The sequence below is a fragment of the Pseudomonas sp. GW821-FHT09H03 genome, from assembly GCF_059415945.1.
Window position 1 is genome coordinate 295,704 of the sequence record NZ_JBWKOF010000002.1, and the last position, 18,226, is coordinate 313,929.

Below are 18,226 nucleotides of genomic sequence, written 5' to 3' on the forward strand. Positions count from 1 at the left end.
GATCGCGTAGGGCTTCAATCGGTTCTACCACAAAGAATGGCACTTTGAAATTGCTGCAGGCAAAGCATCGATTTTGATCGGCTGCGTATCGGATTTCTATCCAACCTAGAGAGCACAAAATCGGTGACTACCCCTCCCCAAAAACTCGCCGGGGACCCTGGAGATTTCCAAAGAATACGGGTGCGAAGACTCGCGCAAATTCGTTAGCGCCACCCCGTCAAAGTTAGTTAACTGGTTAACTCGACTGGCTAACTAAGATGAAAGCCATACGGGCCGTGGCTTGTAGCCCGGTTAACTAATCATTTGAGCTGGTTAACTCGGCTATCCTTCAATTCAGCTGAGAGCCAATCGGGCCGTGGCTTTCAGGGCGGTTCACTCGGTTAATTAACTCAAGTGACGCCTTCGTAGATCGGGAAGTCTTTGTTCCCCCAAAAAAACACTGGGGTACAGGTTCCCCCGCCAAAGGCCCCGGAAACATTGGTTGTTCCCACTGTTCCCCCGTTCCCCCGTTTTTTGAAATCAGTCACACATTGGATGTGTGGACAATTGCGATAGGTAGGGTGGTTGATCCTCCCGCTCACGCTCGGGTTAAGCTGCCACTCCACTCTTACGGCGGGAATCTCCATGTTCTTATCTACAAAAAATTATCTGACTCAGTTTCATCGCCTGATCGAGGGCGGTACGCGCGTCTCTCTCGCGGTCGCTTTCTGGGGGCGCGGAGCTGACAAAGTGATTGAAACCGCTTGGACCGGCGAGTCCTTGAGGATTTTGTTCAATCTTGGCAACGGTGGAACCAATCCTGCCGTCATTCGTAGGCTCGTAGATATCTCCACCCGGCTGCCAGGGCTTGAGCTACGGATAGCTGATGAGCTACATGCCAAGGTGGCAGTCAGCGAGACCGCCGCCATAGTAGGGTCAGCAAACTGCTCTGTTAACGGGCTCGGTCTAGAGGGGGCGGAATGCGCAGGCTGGCAAGAAGCTGGCGTACTGATTGAAGACCATGCGCAAATTACCCATGCCCAGGAATGGTTTGACGGCCTGTGGGCTCGTGGTAACGCGATTACAGAGCAGCGCTTGGCAGCTGCGGAAATCCAATGGGCTCGAAATCGCTCCAGCCGTCCCAAGCTAGCGAAGAGCTTTTCAGAGGCGCTTGATGCAGGAGAGCTTAGAAACCGTGACATTCATGTTGAAATCCACCAGTTAACGGCCAGTGACGAAGCCGAAGAAGCGGCGGCCGAGGCAATCAAGCAGGCGCGGCGAGACGGCGTACCAGAGGTGCGCAACAGCAAAGTGGACTTCTACGAGGACTGGCCGGACGATGCCGAGGAGCCACTGCCAATTGGTAAGCCAATTATCTCGGTGTATTACGGCCCCACCAAGCGTGTCACCATCACAGGTGCCTGCGTACGCATACCGCAGCTCGATAGGCCTTTTAAAAGCGCATCTGGTGAGATCTCCTCAGTTGTCATGGTAGGCAAACTTGAGGAAGTATCCGGCTTTACCTTTACCAAGATCGATACCACGCTATTGGCGAAGCGAATCAAGCCATGGGTGAAAGATCTGTTTACGGAGGAAGATCCAAGTACAGCACGATGCGTTCTACTGGACGATTTTCTGGATTGGGAAGAGATGCAGCAAGCCAGTTTGTAGAAAGGTGTGCTACAGCTCTCGCTGACTAGGAAGCGAGGTCGAGCAGCTAATCAAATCAACCTATTCGCGCGACAAGCCGGCTCCGTCCGAATCGATGAACTCTCCGTTTCCGACTCCATATGATTGTCCGCTTTTTGGCCGATTGCTGCCCCTGAAGAGAGGCAGCAAGTACCCATTGGGAGGCTTCGCAGTGTCTAAAAATTATGGGCGATCCAGATATTTTGAGTTTTTATAAATGTTAGGACGCACGAAAGGCTGTTGTGCACTCTGATTGTGAATTGTAAGGATGCTAAAAATGAGTCAAGCCGAAATGTTCGAAAAGCTTGGTGCTCCACTTAACAACGTGCGCTGGTCGTGGGGAAGTGTCAGAGCGTTAGACGGAACTGTTTTTATGCGTGTCTGGCAGGATGGTACTCAGAAAATTGACGAGAAACGATTCATCTGGATTTCTGATGAAAACCCGCCAGCTCATGACCTCGGTGCTGATGAACGCTTGCGTCATGTGAAGTTGGTTCAAGCGGGCGCCGCTTGTTATCTGATCATGTGCCAGGCGGTGGACACCGGTGCGATACCACGCTCCGTTCAAACTTTTAATAGAAATGAAGTCTTCAAGGGTGGAGATATCGTACTGGTCAAGGGGGCGTATTGGCTTGAGCTAAAGGGAAGAGTTCCTTTGCGCGAAATCTGCGTCTGATCCTTCACTGAGACTTCTTGACGCCGTATTCATTGGGTGAGTCTTACAGATTTGCTTTTGGCCGGTGGCTGCCTTCCACTTCGTCGGTGCGCATTGGTTAATACAGATGCAAATGATCGCTCAGAACCAACGTATGTGAGCGCTTACTTTTACAGGGTGTCGTTTTAAGAAACGACACCCCCGACGTGCCGTCTATCTACGTCAAGCGGTGGCATAATTCATTTTGGGGGCAGATTAGGGGGCAAGCAAATCGCCCAAACCACAAGAGCCCTTTATTCACACGGCCTACAGGCAGCGGTTCTATTCCGTCTCTGGCACCAAAATACCGAGAAACCCCAAGGAACAATGTGTCCTTGGGGTTTTTTATTGCCTGCGATTTAATGGTCGCCAGACTACTCCCGCACTACCCCTCCCCCAAGAGCCTTCAACGCTCGCTTCTGAAACATTGCCCACTCTCCGGCACACATCCCACACGAAACGACGACCGGGCAAGCGCAGTGGCAAAGGGCTACCTACAATAAGTGCCACTATCTGTGCGGCCGGGCAGTTGAAGGTCGCAGGGGGAGAGTTGTATGGCAATACCGATGCGGACAGCGCCGCCGAGTTCGCCATCCAGATCGTCGGCACCAATAATCTGTCGACTGCGGACTTCATGCTGTAAAGGTGGCTTCACGAGCCTCACCCCGAAAAACAGCCTGAAGCAACTGCTCTGATCGCCCGACTGATGGCAGTTTGACGCCATCGTTTAGCGCTGTAGACTGCCAAGCACTTCCGTCTTCTCTTTGCGCAAAAGGAATTTGCAATGCCAACGCTCGGCCAAATCCGCGTCAACCTTACGACTGGCTATCATTCCGAACCCTCCCTCACGGCACTGACAGATGGTGGGTATATCGTGGCGTGGGCCGATCAGGGAACAAACACCACCGATTACATCTACACCCAGCGCTATAACGCCAGCGGCGTAAAGGTAGGCGGGCCAGCCCTCGTCAACCGTGTTACCAATAGCGCACAGGAAGATCCCACCATTACCGCATTGGCCAATGGCGGCTACGTGGTCGCATGGCAATCGGATAACTTCGACGATATGTCGGACATCGCCGTCCAGATCTACAACGCCAATGGCGTCAAGGTTGGCAGCGAGTCAATCGTCAACACAACCCGAAACGGCATCCAGGACAGCGCGCAGATCACCGCACTCAAGGACGGCGGCTTTGTGGTGTCCTGGGCTTCGTTCGGCCAGGACGGCAGCGGTTGGGGCGGTTACCTGCAGCGCTATAACGCCAGCGGGACAAAGGTTGGGGTGGAGACTCGTGTCTCTACCACCACCCAGTCCGACCAGGATGGCGCTACCGTCACCGGCCTTGCCGATGGCGGCTTTATGGTGGTTTGGGAAGGTAACGGAAGAGACGATACCTACGGCATCTTCGGGCAGCGGTTCAAGGCTGACGGCAGCAAGTCGGGCGGCGAAGTCCGCATAAACACCAGGGTTGCCGACGAACAGTCAGACCCCATTATCAAGGTTCTGAGTAACGGTAACTACGTCGTTACCTGGCAATCGGCTCCCGACGATGGCGATGGAAATGACGAAACCGATGCCCCTGGCGACGTCTACGCACAGCTTTTCAATGCCGCAGGCGTAAAAGTGGGTGCCGAAACCCGAGTGAACACCACCACCGCAGGCTATCAGGAAGAGCCTAACGTCACCGCCATGACAGATGGCGGTTATCTGGTGACCTGGGCAGGCCAAGGCACCGGTGATGTAAATGGCATATTCGCCCAGCGCTTCAATGCCAGCGGCGTCAAGGTGGGTACCGAAACCGGCATCAACACCATCACTGCCGGCAAACAAATCTTTTCCCAGGTCACTGCATTGGCCGACGGCGGCTATGTGATTGCCTGGGAGTCCTATGGGGTGCCCGGGCAAGTTGATATTTATACCCAGCGCTTTGACGCGAACGGTAACAAGGTTTCAACCCTGACGGGCGATGCATTGGCCAACACCCTGACCTGGACCAGCGCCGGCAGCGTGATCATCGACGGCGGAGCGGGCAATGACACGCTGACAGGCGGCCGCGCCAATGATCATTTGAACGGCGGTCTCGGCAACGACTCGCTCAATGGTGCCGCCGGTGCCGACCGCCTGATCGGCGGCGATGGCTCCGACCGCTACTACGTCGACAATGCCGGCGATGTCGTCAGCGAGACCAATGCTGTCACCAGCACCGGCGGCGTCGATACCGTCTATAGCTCCCTCGGCGCCTACACCCTTGGCAGCAACGTAGAAAACCTGCGCCTGCTGTCGACCGGCGTTGCCAACGGCACCGGTAACAGCCTCAACAACGTCATCGATGCCGGGGCCGGCAACAACATCCTCAACGGCGGCGCCGGCATTGATACTTTGTCCTATGCCTATGCCACGGCGGCAGTGACGGCCAACCTGGCCCTGACCACAGCACAAGCTACCGGCGGTTCCGGTTCTGACACCTTGCTGAACTTCGAAAACCTCACGGGCAGCAGCTATCACGACAAGCTCACCGGCAATGCGCTTGCCAACACCCTCACCGGGGGGGCCGGCAACGACATCCTCACCGGCGGTGCCGGCAACGACCTGCTGATTGGCGGCACGGGGCTGGACAAACTTTATGGTGGCGCCGGGGCCGACAAATTCGACTTCAACGTCTTGAACGAAATGGGCCTTGGCGCGCTGCGCGATGTCATTGGCGACTTCAAGACCATCGAAGGCGACAAGATCGACCTGTCGACCCTGGATGCCAACCTGGCGACGGCAGCCAACGATGCCTTCAGTTTCATCGGCTCCAGCGCGTTCAGCAGCAATGCCACAGGGCAGCTGCGATTTGCAGGGGGCATTCTCTACGGCAGCACCGACGCCGACACCGCCGCCGAGTTCGAAATTCAGGTGCTGGGAGTGAGCACACTGAAAGTCACCGACCTGATTGCCTGATCGGCCAGAGATACTCATGTTTCACGGTTGTCCCGAAAACAAACTGACTAAAAAGCAATAAATAAACGACAGGGGTGTAGATATGGCTAGCTTGATAAACGGTCTAGGTGGTGCAGCCGGGTTCGGAGAGAACCAGCTGACTCGAAACGATGACAGCTACACTTCCGGCATTGATATCACGTCTGTATTCGGGGCTGCCGGAGTCAATTTCTTCGGCACCAACTACACCAACATTTCCGTCAATAACAACGGAAACATTACCTTTGGCGGCGGTCTTTCCACCTATACCCCCTACGGCATGCAAGATTCCAGCATTGCAATGATTGCGCCCTTTTTTGCCGACGTCGACACCCGTGGTGGAGCAGTCGGCGCTACGCCTGGCGGCACATCGTCGGGCAGCAATCTGGTCTATTACGATTTCAACACCACAGGCAACGGCACGCTGACCGTTACTTGGGATGACGTGGGTTACTACAGCAGCAAGATCGATAAACTCAATGCCTTTCAACTCCAGCTGGTGGGGAAAGGCAACGGCAACTTCGATGTCATCTTCCGATATGAAACCATCAACTGGACGACCGGTAGCGCCAGTGGTGGCACCGCAGGCCTGGGGGGAACCGTTGCCCGCGCCGGTTACTCGACTGGCGACGGCTCCTCCTGGTATGAGCTGCCGCAATCGGGCAATCAGTCCTCCATTCTTGACCTGGAAACCACTCCTGGTAATACGGGCGTGGCGGGTTACTACAAGTTCAGCATCGTCAGCGGCACGTCCGGCAATGACAACATGCAAGGCACTGCCGGGAATGACTCGCTCTATGGTTCATCGGGCAATGACGTCATCAATGGCCTTGCAGGAAATGACGTACTCTACGGCGCAGCGGGCACTGACAGGCTCGTGGGCGGCTTGGGAGATGACACCTATATCGTCGATGCGCTGGATACACTTGTTGAGCTTGCCAACCAGGGCACCGACGTCGTTCAGTCAAATATCAGCTATACACTCGGTGCCAACCTCGAGAACCTGGTTCTGATCGGCAACAGCAGTATCAACGGCACAGGTAACGCTCTGGACAACACCTTTGTCGGCAACTCTTCAAGCAATACATTCAATGGCGCGGCGGGCACCGATTTTGTTTCGTATGCCTATTCCAACTACGGTGTAACTGTCGATCTGTCCAACACCGGTTCGCAATATAATTCGAACCAAGGCTACGATACTTTCGTGTCTATCGAGGGCATCATCGGTACTGATGAGTCCGACACACTAACGGGTAATGCCCTGGCCAATATCCTTATCGGCGGCGCAGAAAACGACACCCTCAATGGCGGTGCCGGCAACGACACCCTCGAAGGCGGCAGTGGTGTCGATCAGATGACCGGTGGCGATGGCTCAGACATCTACTACGTCGACAATGTCGGCGACATCGTCAGCGAAACCAATGCTGTCGTCAGCACCGGTGGTACCGACAGCGTCTATACTTACCTCACTACTTACACCCTGGGCACCAATGTCGAGAACCTGCGCCTGCTTGCGGCCGGCGCTGCCAACGGCACCGGGAACAGCCTCAATAACGTCATCGATTCAGGGGCTGGTAACAATATTCTCAATGGTGGCGCCGGTACTGACACAGCGTCCTATGCCTATGCCACGGCGGCAGTGACGGCCAACCTGGGACTGACCACGGCGCAAGCCACCGGTGGTTCCGGTACCGACACCCTGTTGAACTTCGAAAACCTCACCGGCAGCAATTATAACGACAGACTGACTGGCAACGCGGCCGCCAACACCCTCAACGGCGGCCTGGGCAACGATCAGCTCAACGGGGCTGCCGGTGCCGACCGCATGAACGGCGGCGACGGTTACGACACCTATTATGTCGACAACGCAGGCGATGTCGTCAGTGAAACCAATGCTGTCGCCAGCACCGGCGGTACCGATACCGTCTATAGCTACCTCGGGGCTTACACCCTGGGCACCAATGTCGAGAACCTGCGATTGATGTCGGCCGGCGCTGCCAACGGCACAGGTAACAGCCTCAACAACGTCATCGAAGCCGGGGCCGGCAACAACGTCCTCAACGGTGCCACCGGTATCGATACAGCGTCCTACGCCTATGCTACTTCGGCAGTAACGGCCAGCCTGAGCCTGACCACCGCGCAAGCCACCGGTGGTTCTGGCTCAGACACCCTGCTGAACTTCGAAAACCTCAAGGGCAGCAACTACAACGACAAGCTGACCGGCAATGCCGGCGCCAACACCCTCACCGGTGGCCTGGGCAACGACCAGCTCAACGGCGCTGGCGGTGCCGACAGCCTGATCGGCGGCGATGGCTATGACCTCTACTACGTCGACAATGCCGGCGATGTCGTCAGCGAGACCAATGCTGTCACCAGCACCGGCGGCGTCGATACCGTCTATAGCTCCCTCGGCGCCTACACCCTTGGCAGCAACGTAGAAAACCTGCGCCTGCTGTCGACCGGCGTTGCCAACGGCACCGGTAACAGCCTCAACAACGTCATCGATGCCGGGGCCGGCAACAACATCCTCAACGGCGGCGCCGGTGTAGATACCTTGTCCTATGCCTATGCCACAGCGGCAGTGACGGCCAACCTGGCGCTGACCACCGCACAAGCCACCGGTGGTTCAGGCTCTGACACCTTGCTGAACTTCGAAAACATCACCGGCAGCAACTACCACGACAAGCTCACTGGCAATGCGCTTGCCAACACCCTCAACGGCGGTGCCGGCAACGACACGTTGACGGGTGGTGCTGGCAACGACCTGCTGATCGGAGGCGCGGGCCTGGACAAGCTTTATGGTGGTGCCGGAGCCGACAAGTTCGACTTCAATGCCTTGAGTGAAATGGGCCTTGGCGCTCTGCGCGATGTCATTGGCGACTTCAAGACCGTAGAAGGCGACAAGATCGACCTCTCGACCCTGGACGCCAACCTGGCAACAACGGCCAACGATGCCTTCAGTTTCATCGGTTCCAGCGCGTTCAGCAGCAATGCCACAGCGCAGCTGCGATTTGCCGGGGGCATTCTCTACGGCAGCACAGACGCCGACACCGCCGCCGAGTTCGAGATTCAATTGGTGGGGGTGAGCACCTTGCAAACTACCGACCTGATTGCCTGACTGAGAGTGGCGCAGGGACGACTCCGTCCCTGACACAAGATGCTGAAAACCCTGAATCGCAAGATTCAGGGTTTTTTATGCCCGGGATTTAGCAAAAAGCCTTCCCCGCCGAAAACTCCTACCTCTGTCAGCGCCTTTTCACTCAAGTTGTACCAACTGCTCATACACCGTTTTAGGATGACTCTCATAGAGCGCATAAGCCTATCCAGTTGAAACTAGCGCAGCAGCAAATCTGCCTGCATGTACTCAGTTTTCAACGTAAGGAAGCAGCTTTTTGAACACGCTTGTAAAGTTCCTCGCCCTATCGACAATCATTGCCACCGCCAGCGGTTGCGTCAGCTACAACAACAGCCAACCTTCTTCGCCGATCGACAGCACGGTCAAGGCAGACCTGAAAGCAGACATCGCCGTCGGTGATGCCATCTCCGGCCAGTCTTCGGTCAACGTGCTGTTCGGCTTCCTGAAGTTTGGTGGCGACTCCCAGTTTGCCGATGGCGTCAGCTACGGCGGTCAGAGCGGTGGATTAAGCGGCCTTGGCCTGGACCCGGTCAGCGCAGTTAAATCCGCTGCTGCCTACAAAGCTGTAAAATCTTCCGGGGCCGACCTGATCGTCGCACCTCGGTATGAAGTGAACGAAGAAAACTACTTCATCTTCAAGAAAGTATCCGTCACGGTAAAAGGCAATAAAGGCAACATCCGCAGCATCCGCTAACTCCCTTCCCCCAGGTGATTGTTCAGCAAAAACTCAATTGCGCTTTGGCAAACCGAAAATCCTAGCGCATTGCAATCCGCAAGCAGCCATTGAGAAATGGTTGCTTGTGGACTTGAGTGCTGATTGGGCTGCCCCTTCTACGCCTTGCCTTTCTCGCTAGCTATCACTATTCCAGTGGAACACCAGGTTACTCGCTGCACCACTGCCTACATCCACCGTTTCACGCCGCTCTTCACCATTGCGCGTCGCGACAACGGAGTACTTGCCGGCAGGTAATTGAACATAGACCAGCGGACCTGCGTCACTCAGCGTCAGCACGGTTTGTCCCTGGGCTTTTTGGATAACGATGTCCACATCGGGTATGTACTTGTTATCTGCCCCGACTGCGAACGTCATGTGCAGGTTATAGCCAGTGGCCTGCTGGATGGCCTTTGATTCGTCCTCTCCAACACCACCGGACAGATAAGCGATCCCGTTTTGCTCCTGCCGCTGAACCTGTACGCCCGAACTGTCGATTGCCGCGGGGGTGGCGGCAGGCGACATGGCTGGAAACATGAACAGGCCAACCGTGGCGATCGGCAATAGAAGTGAATGGATAATCTTCATGATGGCGACTCCCGGGCTCTGGGGAACCCACTCGTTACCCTGCTTTGATTTCCTCGCGAAGGTACGAGTTTTAGATTGATTCAGTCTTGGGCCGATTACGGAACGTACTACGCGAGCCACCCGCGGATCTCCCCTGCCATCGGCTCGTGATAGCCCCAATGGATTGTTCATCTGCACCGCGAAGACTATCGTTGTCACCTATCCGCAAAGGACAGGCACCGATGAGTTTGCAGGAAACACCACCACTGGCTCCTACTCAAATAGAGCTGCCGCTGACGACTGGCACCTGCGGCGAAGCCTTCACTGAGCGCGCCCCAGACGGCTTCATGCTCGGCGGTTTTTCCTGGCGGCACGCTAGCCAGGACACCGCTCGCGCGGTTGTCATCATCAACGCCGCCACCTCGGTCCGCTGCCGCCACTACTCGCGCTTCGCCGATTACCTGTTCGCCAACGGCTTCGATGTCATCACCTATGACTACCGTGGTATCGGCGAGTCGCGCCCGGCATCGCTCAAAGGGCTCCAAGCATCATGGAGTGATTGGGGAGCACTGGATTTCGAGGCAATGCTGCAACGCGCACAGCGCGAGTTTGCGGGTCAGCCAGTCGATGTCGTTGGCCACAGTTTTGGCGGCTGCGCAGCAGGGTTGGGTGCGTCCGGGCATTTGATCCGGCGTTTGTTGACCGTCGGTGCACAATTCGCTTACTGGCGCGACTACGCCCCGGCCCATCGCTGGCGGATGTTCGGCAAATGGCACGTGCTGATGCCACTGGTGACGTTGATCTACGGTTATTTCCCCGGCAAACGACTGGGCTGGCTGGAAGACACGCCTGCTGGCGTGGTCCGAGACTGGAGCACGCCGACTGCGAAGTACGAAAAACGCCCCAGCGGCCGAGTCATCCACGCAAGCAGTGGGCGCCTGCCCTTCGCCGCAGTCACCGCGAGGACCCTGGCAATCAGCCTCAGCGACGATCCCTACGGTACCATTGCGGCCATCGAACGCCTGCTCGGCTACTTCAGTAATGCGAGCACAACCCATCTTCGAATCGAACCGCCAGACATCGGCGAACAAGAAGTTGGGCATTTCGCCTTTTTTCGCAGCGCATACCAAGCCACACTATGGCCCATTGCATTGTCCTGGCTGCAAAACGGCGAACTGTCCCCCGATACACCCGGGCGGACAGTGCCGCGCAGCTGACAACCCTTTCAATGAATTACGGAACAACGCCCATGGCCTCCGCCAACAAGCAGCAAAAACGCGCCACCCGCGCCAAAGCCAAGGCCAAGCAGAACCGCACCCAACGGGCTGCCGCGCCGGTCGAGCTGGACCCGAACGACGATCGCATCGACTTCGAATCGGTGGACTTGACCGAATTGTTCAAAAAGATGATCGACGCCGAAAAGATCAGCCAGCAGGCCATGTGCACTGCCTTCCTCGAAGACCCACTGCTGGAGCTGGTGTACGAGCAGGAAGGCGAAGAAGGCGCGATGGACTTCATCCTGGCCGCCTTGATCGAATATCGCCAATGGTCGACCGAAACCGACGAGGCGGGCGCCCTGGCGTGGATTGAATCACCAGCCTTCCAGGCTGACTACGTGGCGGCCTCCGATGCCATCGCTGCGCAAACCCAACAGAAACCGAACTGAGTTCCCATGGCCTCCCTGAACAAGCAACAGAAACGCGCCAAGCGCGCAAAAGCCAAAGCCAGGCAAATCAACATCCACGGCAGAAAACCCGCCGTGCTGGATGATGACCTTGGCCACCTCGACGAGCCGATCCCGGAATACACCCTGGCAATGTTCAGCAAAATGCGCGACGCGGAAGCCGTCAGCCGTAGCGAAATGCTCTCGGTGCTGCTGACGAACCTCGCCTTTATCATCGTCGACCATCCAGAATTGCTGGACATGGAAAACGCCGACGACGAAGGCATGGCTGCTACCCACTTGGCCGCAGACATGCTGATCGACTACCGCATGTGGGCCGACGGCATGGACCGCGAGGCCGCCCAGGCCTGGCTGAGCGAGCCGCAGTTCATCAAGGACTTCGGTGATGCACTGGACGTGTACCGCGATTCGCTGGATGCGCCGGACGAAAAAGCCGAGTAAGGGTTACTGCTAAAAAAACGGCCGCTTGTCATCACTGACAGCGGCCGTTTTGCGTTACGCGATACGAATCAGCTCAGCACCACCGCGCCACGCTTTTGCAGCTTGCGACGACGCGATATCAGCAGACCGGCGGCAACCACCAGAATACTCAGCAGGCCGGTCGCGAGGATTTCCACGCGGTGGGCGTCCTGGAACAGCATGATGGTCAGGGCCGCGACGATGAACACGATCACCGCGTAGGTCAGGGTCGGGAACAGCCACATGCTGAAGACGATTTTCTCACCGCGAGCCATACGCTGTTTGCGCATGCGCAGTTGCGAGATCGCAATCACCAGATACACCAGCAGGGCAATGGCGCCGGAGCTGGCCAGCAGGAACTCGAACACTGCGGCCGGGGCCACGTAGTTGGCGAATGTGGCCAGGAACGCAGCACCAGTGGACAGCATCACCGCCCAGTAAGGCGTACCGCTCTTGTTGGTGCGCGTGGACATGGACGGCGCATCACCGCGTTTGCCCAGGGAGAACATCATGCGCGAAGACGTGTAGAGCGCCGAGTTCAGGCAGCTGGTCACGGCGACCAGTACCACGATGTCGACGATCATCTTGGCATTCGGGATGCCCATGCGCTCAAGCACAGTCTGGTAGGAACCGACGCTGGCCAGTACCGGATCGTTCCATGGCACCAGGGCCACGACGATGAAGATCGACACGAGGTAGAACAAGCCGATCCGCCAGATCACCGAATTGGTGGCCTTGGAGATTTGCTTGCCCGGATCCTTCGATTCCGCGGCCGCGATGGTCACGATCTCGGTACCCATGAACGAAAACATCGTGGTCAGGATCGCACCCAACACTGCGCCCATGCCGTTTGGCAGGAAGCCTTGGGTATCGAACAGGTGCGACACGCCGCTGACCTGACTGGTCGGCATGAAGCCGAAGATCGCCATGACACCCAGAGCAATGAAGCCAATGATCGCTACAACCTTGAGCAGAGCAAACCAGAACTCGAACTCGCCGTAGTTCTTCACGCTGAACAGGTTGGTGACGGTCAGCAGCATTGTGATGACCAGGGCGAACGCCCAGATATCCACGCCAGGGAACCAGGCATGCAGGATGGTGGCGGCGGCGTTGGCCTCCAGCGGAATAACCAGCACCCAGAACCACCAGTACAACCAGCCGATGGTGAAACCGGCCCAGTGACCGATCGCACGGTCGGCGTAGGTCGAGAAGGAGCCAGTGTCTGGCGATGCAACAGCCATTTCACCGAGCATGCGCATTACCAACACCACCAGCATGCCGGCCGCAGCGTAAGCCAACAGCACCGCCGGGCCTGCGGCTGCGATGGCGTGACCCGAGCCGACGAACAGGCCGGCACCGATAACCCCGGCAATCGACAGCATCGTCACATGACGCGGTTTGAGCCCCTGTTCGAGGCCGTTAGAGCTTTGGGTACTGCTCATTGAAACTACCTTTGTAAGGAAAAGCGAATGCTTGCAACCCATTTGCGTCCTTCTCGTAAAAAGAAGCCAACGGGGCGTTCTGGATTCTGCACGCAATAAATGCGCCAAAATGTTTCAACTCCCTCTAATCCGGCGATCTCGACCTGACCGGACAGTCGTCGCAAGTCATTGAAAATAATGGCACTTTGCCAAAGCGTTACCCTGCGACTCACTTCTGGTGACAAAAAAACGCACCGGAAACACATCCGGAAATGGGTCTGAGCACAATAAAAGTGCAGATCTGCAACGTTTGGCCGGATAGCGCTTCCAACACCCCGTCAAAGCTGGCAACATCGCGCCTTTTTTTGCGACAGCCGCCGCGCTTTTTATCAAGAGGCAAGGTTCAAACGGCTGTTCGGTTGTTGATGGGGCGACAGTCTGCTGTGCCGATGCGACAACCTGCCACATGCCACCCGCTTACCGCACTTAGCGCTGTTGGCTGCCATTGAAACGCTATGCTAGGTTGGCCGCCTCGCCAGGAAGGCCGCCAACAGCAGGAGCGCAACATATATGAGGAACGCACATGGCTGAGGCCACGCCCGCGCTTGAAATCCGCAACTTGCACAAACGCTACGGTTCGCTGGAGGTGCTCAAGGGCATCTCGCTGACCGCTCGCGACGGCGATGTGATCTCGATCCTGGGTTCCTCCGGCTCCGGCAAGTCCACGCTCCTGCGCTGCATCAACCTGCTGGAAAACCCTCATCAGGGCCAGATCCTGGTGGCCGGCGAAGAGCTCAAGCTCAAGGCCGCAAAAAACGGCGAGCTGGTCGCCGCCGACGGCAAGCAGATCAACCGCATGCGCAGCGAAATCGGTTTTGTGTTTCAAAACTTTAATCTGTGGCCGCACATGAGCGTGCTCGACAACATCATTGAGGCCCCGCGCCGCGTGCTCGGCCAGAGCAAGGCCGAAGCCATCGAAGTCGCCGAAGCCCTGCTGGCCAAGGTCGGCATTGCCGACAAGCGCCATGCCTATCCCGCGCAATTATCCGGCGGCCAGCAACAACGCGCGGCCATCGCCCGCACCCTGGCCATGCAGCCGAAAGTCATCCTGTTCGATGAGCCGACTTCCGCGCTTGACCCGGAAATGGTCCAGGAAGTACTTAATGTCATCCGCGCCCTGGCCGAAGAAGGTCGCACCATGCTGCTGGTCACCCATGAAATGGGCTTCGCCCGTCAGGTCTCCAGCGAAGTGGTGTTCCTCCACCAAGGCCTGGTAGAAGAGCAAGGATCGCCACAGCAGGTGTTTGAAAACCCGCTTTCGGCGCGCTGCAAACAATTCATGTCCAGCAACCGCTAACGGAGCTACCCGCATGCAGAACTACAAAAAGGTCTTCCTGGCAGCCGCCGTCACCCTGGCTTTCAGTGCCGGCGCCATGGCTGAAACCCTGAAGATGGGTATCGAAGCGGCTTACCCGCCGTTCAACAATAAAGATGCCAGCGGCAACGTTGTCGGCTTCGACAAGGAAATCGGCGACGCCCTGTGCGCCAAGATGAAAGTCGAGTGCACCGTGGTGACCTCCGACTGGGACGGCATCATCCCGGCCCTGAACGCCAAGAAGTTCGACTTCCTGATCTCTTCGATGTCGATCACCGACGAGCGCAAGCAAGCGGTGGACTTCACCGAACCGTACTACTCCAACAAGCTGCAGTTCATCGCACCGAAAAACGTCGACTTCAAAACCGACAAGGCTGCGCTCAAAGGCAAAGTGATCGGCGCCCAGCGCGCGACGCTGGCCGGCACCTTCCTGGAAGACACCTATGGTGACGACATCACCATCAAGCTGTACGACACCCAGGAAAACGCCTACCTCGACCTGACTTCCGGTCGTCTGGACGGCATCCTTGCCGACAAGTACGTCAACTACGAGTGGCTGAAAAGCGAAGCCGGCCGTTCCTACGAGTTCAAGGGCGACCCGGTGGAAGAGAGCGACAAGATCGGTATCGCTGTGCGTAAAGGCGACCCGATCCGCAACAAGCTCAACGATGCGCTGAAAGAAATCGTCGCTGACGGCACCTACAAGAAGATCAACGACAAGTACTTCCCGTTCAGCATCTATTGATTCTGACCTGCCTGACCGGCGCCGCTCCAATGCGTCGCCGGTTCTCGGCATTGCCTGCCGCGATTTGAAAAGAAATCCATGATTATCGACCTCTACGGATTCGGCCCGGCGCTCGCCGCTGGCGCGCTGATGACTGTGAAACTGGCACTCTCGGCCTTGTGCCTGGGGCTGGTGCTCGGTCTGCTCGGCGCCTTGGCCAAGACTTCACCGTACAAGCCGCTGCAATGGCTTGGCGGTACTTATTCGACCCTGGTTCGCGGTATCCCGGAATTGCTCTGGGTGCTGTTGATCTACTTCGGTACGGTCAACCTGATGCGGGCCCTGGGTGAGTTCTTCGGCAACCCCGACCTGGAACTCAACGCCTTCGCCGCCGGCGTGATTGCGCTGGGCCTGTGCTTCGGCGCCTACGCCACGGAAGTGTTCCGCGGCGCTATCCTCGCCATTCCCAAGGGCCATCGTGAGGCCGGCGTGGCCTTGGGCCTGTCGAAGTGGCGGATCTTCACCAAGCTGATCATGCCGCAAATGTGGCGCATCGCCCTGCCGGGCCTGGGCAACCTGTTCATGATCCTGATGAAAGACACCGCACTGGTGTCGGTGATCGGCCTGGAAGAAATCATGCGTCACGCACAAATCGGCGTGACCGTGTCCAAGCAGCCGTTCACCTTCTACATGGTGGCCGCCTTCATGTACCTGGGTCTGACGATCCTGGCCATGACCGGCATGCACTTCCTGGAAAAACGCGCCGCTCGCGGCTTCGCGAGGAGCACCCAATGAACTGGGAAGTCATCATCAAGTGGCTGCCGAAACTGGCCCAGGGCGCGACCCTGACCCTGGAACTGGTCGCCATCGCCGTGATCGCCGGTTTGCTGCTGGCGATTCCGCTGGGCATCGCCCGCTCGTCGCGCCTGTGGTGGGTGCGGGCATTTCCCTACGGCTATATCTTCTTTTTCCGTGGCACGCCGTTGCTGGTTCAACTGTTCCTGGTCTACTACGGCCTGGCGCAGTTCGACGCGGTCCGTAACAGTTCAATGTGGCCGTACCTGCGCGATCCGTTCTGGTGTGCCACGGCGACCATGACTCTGCACACCGCCGCCTACATCGCCGAAATCCTGCGTGGCGCCATTCAGGCGATTCCACCGGGCGAGATCGAAGCAGCACGGGCACTGGGCATGTCCAGAACCAAGGCGTTGATCTACATCATCCTGCCCCGCGCTGCGCGGATCGGCTTGCCCGCGTACAGCAACGAAGTGATCCTGATGCTCAAGGCCAGTGCCCTGGCCAGCACCGTGACCCTGCTGGAATTGACTGGCATGGCCCGCACCATCATTGCCCGGACCTACCTGCCGGTGGAGATCTTCTTCGCCGCGGGCATGTTCTACCTGGTGATGGCTTACGTGCTGGTTCGCGGCTTCAAGCTGCTGGAGCGCTGGTTGCGCGTCGATGCCTGCCAAGGACGTTGATTGCCGGGTGTTGACGGGCGAGGACTTGCTCGCCCGTTTCACCGCGCTGGATGCTTTTCTCACAGAGCATCAGGCGTTGTGGAAGCCGCGACCGTTCACCCACCTGCAGCTTCCCTGGGAAACCTCCTACCCCGAGCTATCCGTTTGGCTTCGCAAGCGGACGCTGGAAGACGCAGAGGCCAGTCATAACCAACCTTGTATGCTCCACGCGCCGGAGCCCTTTGCGACCCTGGCGGCGATGTCGCGGACGCTGAGTGCAGTAGATCAATTACCGCCACATGAGCTTCCAGCAGCGGGCCATCGGCTGAATGTCGATGTACCCGGGCGCAAGTGGCAACAGATCGAAGCCTTCGCCAGTCGGCTGGCATTCGATACTCCACCCGCGCATTGGCTGGACTGGTGCTCCGGCAAGGGTCACCTGGGTCGACGCCTGCTGCAACCAGGGCAACAACTGACCTGCCTGGAATACGACCCCGCCCTGGTGACCAGCGGTCAGGCGCTCAGCCAACGACATCAGCTTAGGGCGCTGCATATCGAACAGGATGTGCTCGCAGCAGATACAACGGCGTTATTGAGCGCGGCCTACACTCCCGTCGCCCTGCACGCCTGCGGCGACCTGCATGTGCGGCTGATCCAGCTGGCCAGCGCGGCAGGCTGCAAACAACTGGCCATTGCGCCTTGCTGCTATAACCGTATCAGCCAGCCCAAATATTCAGCGATCTCTTACACCGCCAAGGGTTCCGGCCTGCAATTGTCGCTCGATGACCTGGCGCTACCCATGAGCGAAACGGTCACCGCCGGCGCTCGGGTCCGACGCCAGCGCGATACCTCCATGGCCCGGCGTCTGGGTTTCGATTTGCTGCAACGCCAACTGCGCGGCGTGGATGAGTACCTGCAAACCCCCTCCCTGCCCAGTGCCTGGCTGGACAGGTCCTTCGCCGATTACTGCCATCATTTGGCCGCACTCAAAGACTTATCCACAACAGGTCCGCAGAACTGGGCTGAACTCGAGACCGCCGGTTGGCGGCGGCTGGCCGAAGTGCGCAATCTGGAACTGCTGCGCGGGCTTTTCCGACGCCCGCTGGAGCTTTGGCTGGTGCTCGATCGCGCATTGTTCCTTAGCGAGCAGGGCTTTACCGTTCGTCTGGGCACCTTCTGCGAAACCCCGCTTACACCGCGCAACTTCCTGCTCCTGGCTGAACGCCCTTAAAACGCGCCCAGCCTGTGGATAACTCTGTTGATTAAATAATCGCGGATCCAATAAATACGGCTGTTTGTTGGCGGATTCGTTACTGTTCATTTTTTGTTCACGCACCAAAAAAACCCAAAAAACAGGTATTTGC

Annotated in this window: 15 protein-coding genes; 13 read left to right on the plus strand and 2 right to left on the minus strand. The window is 57.6% G+C overall.

Translation table 11 applies throughout. The features are described from left to right. The first annotated feature begins 624 nt into the window (after window positions 1-624). From AC07OG_RS04005 to AC07OG_RS04025, 5 genes are all read left to right on the plus strand, one after another. Window positions 625-1,650 (plus strand): phospholipase D family protein, encoded by a 1,026-nt coding sequence (locus tag AC07OG_RS04005; protein ID WP_495066277.1) that lies wholly within the window; start codon window positions 625-627, stop codon window positions 1,648-1,650. 295 nt (window positions 1,651-1,945) lie between these two features. Next, the gene (locus tag AC07OG_RS04010) at window positions 1,946-2,344 is read left to right on the plus strand and encodes a hypothetical protein (protein WP_495066278.1); all 399 of its coding nucleotides are present in this window, start codon (window positions 1,946-1,948) and stop codon (window positions 2,342-2,344) included. Window positions 2,345-3,146: 802 nt separating this feature from the next. Continuing rightward, the gene (locus AC07OG_RS04015; RefSeq protein WP_495066279.1) at window positions 3,147-5,306 is read left to right on the plus strand and encodes a calcium-binding protein; all 2,160 of its coding nucleotides are present in this window, start codon (window positions 3,147-3,149) and stop codon (window positions 5,304-5,306) included. A gap of 82 nt (window positions 5,307-5,388) precedes the next feature. Then, a complete protein-coding gene (locus tag AC07OG_RS04020; protein ID WP_495066280.1) occupies window positions 5,389-8,442 on the plus strand; it encodes a beta strand repeat-containing protein in 3,054 nt (1,017 codons plus the stop codon). A gap of 274 nt (window positions 8,443-8,716) precedes the next feature. Beyond that, a complete protein-coding gene (locus AC07OG_RS04025; RefSeq protein WP_060544046.1) occupies window positions 8,717-9,154 on the plus strand; it encodes a hypothetical protein in 438 nt (145 codons plus the stop codon). Between the two features lie 156 nt (window positions 9,155-9,310). Here AC07OG_RS04025 and AC07OG_RS04030 read toward each other — a convergent pair whose 3' ends face one another. After that, window positions 9,311-9,760: a hypothetical protein gene (locus AC07OG_RS04030; protein ID WP_060544045.1), complete on the minus strand. Its 450-nt coding sequence runs from the start codon at window positions 9,758-9,760 to the stop codon at window positions 9,311-9,313. A gap of 221 nt (window positions 9,761-9,981) precedes the next feature. Here AC07OG_RS04030 and AC07OG_RS04035 point away from each other — a divergent pair, with 221 nt between their 5' ends. From AC07OG_RS04035 to AC07OG_RS04045, 3 genes are read left to right on the plus strand one after another with little or no spacing between them, the layout of a single operon-like run. Further along, complete coding sequence (locus AC07OG_RS04035; protein ID WP_060544044.1) at window positions 9,982-10,956, plus strand: alpha/beta hydrolase family protein; 975 nt, start codon at window positions 9,982-9,984, stop codon at window positions 10,954-10,956. Between the two features lie 32 nt (window positions 10,957-10,988). Further along, the gene (locus AC07OG_RS04040) at window positions 10,989-11,405 is read left to right on the plus strand and encodes a hypothetical protein (RefSeq protein WP_495066281.1); all 417 of its coding nucleotides are present in this window, start codon (window positions 10,989-10,991) and stop codon (window positions 11,403-11,405) included. 6 nt (window positions 11,406-11,411) lie between these two features. Further along, window positions 11,412-11,864 carry a hypothetical protein gene (locus tag AC07OG_RS04045; RefSeq protein WP_060544042.1) on the plus strand — a complete coding sequence of 151 codons (453 nt, stop codon included), beginning with the start codon at window positions 11,412-11,414 and terminating at the stop codon, window positions 11,862-11,864. A gap of 68 nt (window positions 11,865-11,932) precedes the next feature. Here AC07OG_RS04045 and gabP read toward each other — a convergent pair whose 3' ends face one another. Further along, window positions 11,933-13,324 (minus strand): GABA permease, encoded by a 1,392-nt coding sequence (gene gabP, locus AC07OG_RS04050; protein WP_060544041.1) that lies wholly within the window; start codon window positions 13,322-13,324, stop codon window positions 11,933-11,935. A 562-nt stretch (window positions 13,325-13,886) separates the two neighbouring features. On the opposite strand from gabP, the gene AC07OG_RS04055 reads away from it, so the two are divergent. The 5 genes from AC07OG_RS04055 (at window position 13,887) to AC07OG_RS04075 (ending at window position 18,093) form a co-directional block, all read left to right on the plus strand. Further along, window positions 13,887-14,660, plus strand: coding sequence for an ABC transporter ATP-binding protein (locus AC07OG_RS04055; RefSeq protein WP_218424203.1), 774 nt, complete (start codon window positions 13,887-13,889; stop codon window positions 14,658-14,660). 13 nt (window positions 14,661-14,673) lie between these two features. Beyond that, window positions 14,674-15,423 (plus strand): ABC transporter substrate-binding protein, encoded by a 750-nt coding sequence (locus AC07OG_RS04060; protein ID WP_060544039.1) that lies wholly within the window; start codon window positions 14,674-14,676, stop codon window positions 15,421-15,423. Window positions 15,424-15,501: 78 nt separating this feature from the next. Further along, window positions 15,502-16,197 (plus strand): ABC transporter permease, encoded by a 696-nt coding sequence (locus AC07OG_RS04065; RefSeq protein ID WP_060544038.1) that lies wholly within the window; start codon window positions 15,502-15,504, stop codon window positions 16,195-16,197. Beyond that, window positions 16,194-16,883, plus strand: coding sequence for an ABC transporter permease (locus AC07OG_RS04070; protein WP_060544037.1), 690 nt, complete (start codon window positions 16,194-16,196; stop codon window positions 16,881-16,883). Before AC07OG_RS04065 ends, AC07OG_RS04070 begins: the two co-directional genes overlap by 4 nt. Further along, window positions 16,864-18,093: a methyltransferase gene (locus AC07OG_RS04075; protein WP_495066282.1), complete on the plus strand. Its 1,230-nt coding sequence runs from the start codon at window positions 16,864-16,866 to the stop codon at window positions 18,091-18,093. The genes AC07OG_RS04070 and AC07OG_RS04075 overlap by 20 nt, the downstream gene beginning before the upstream one ends. Window positions 18,094-18,226 lie beyond the last annotated feature (133 nt).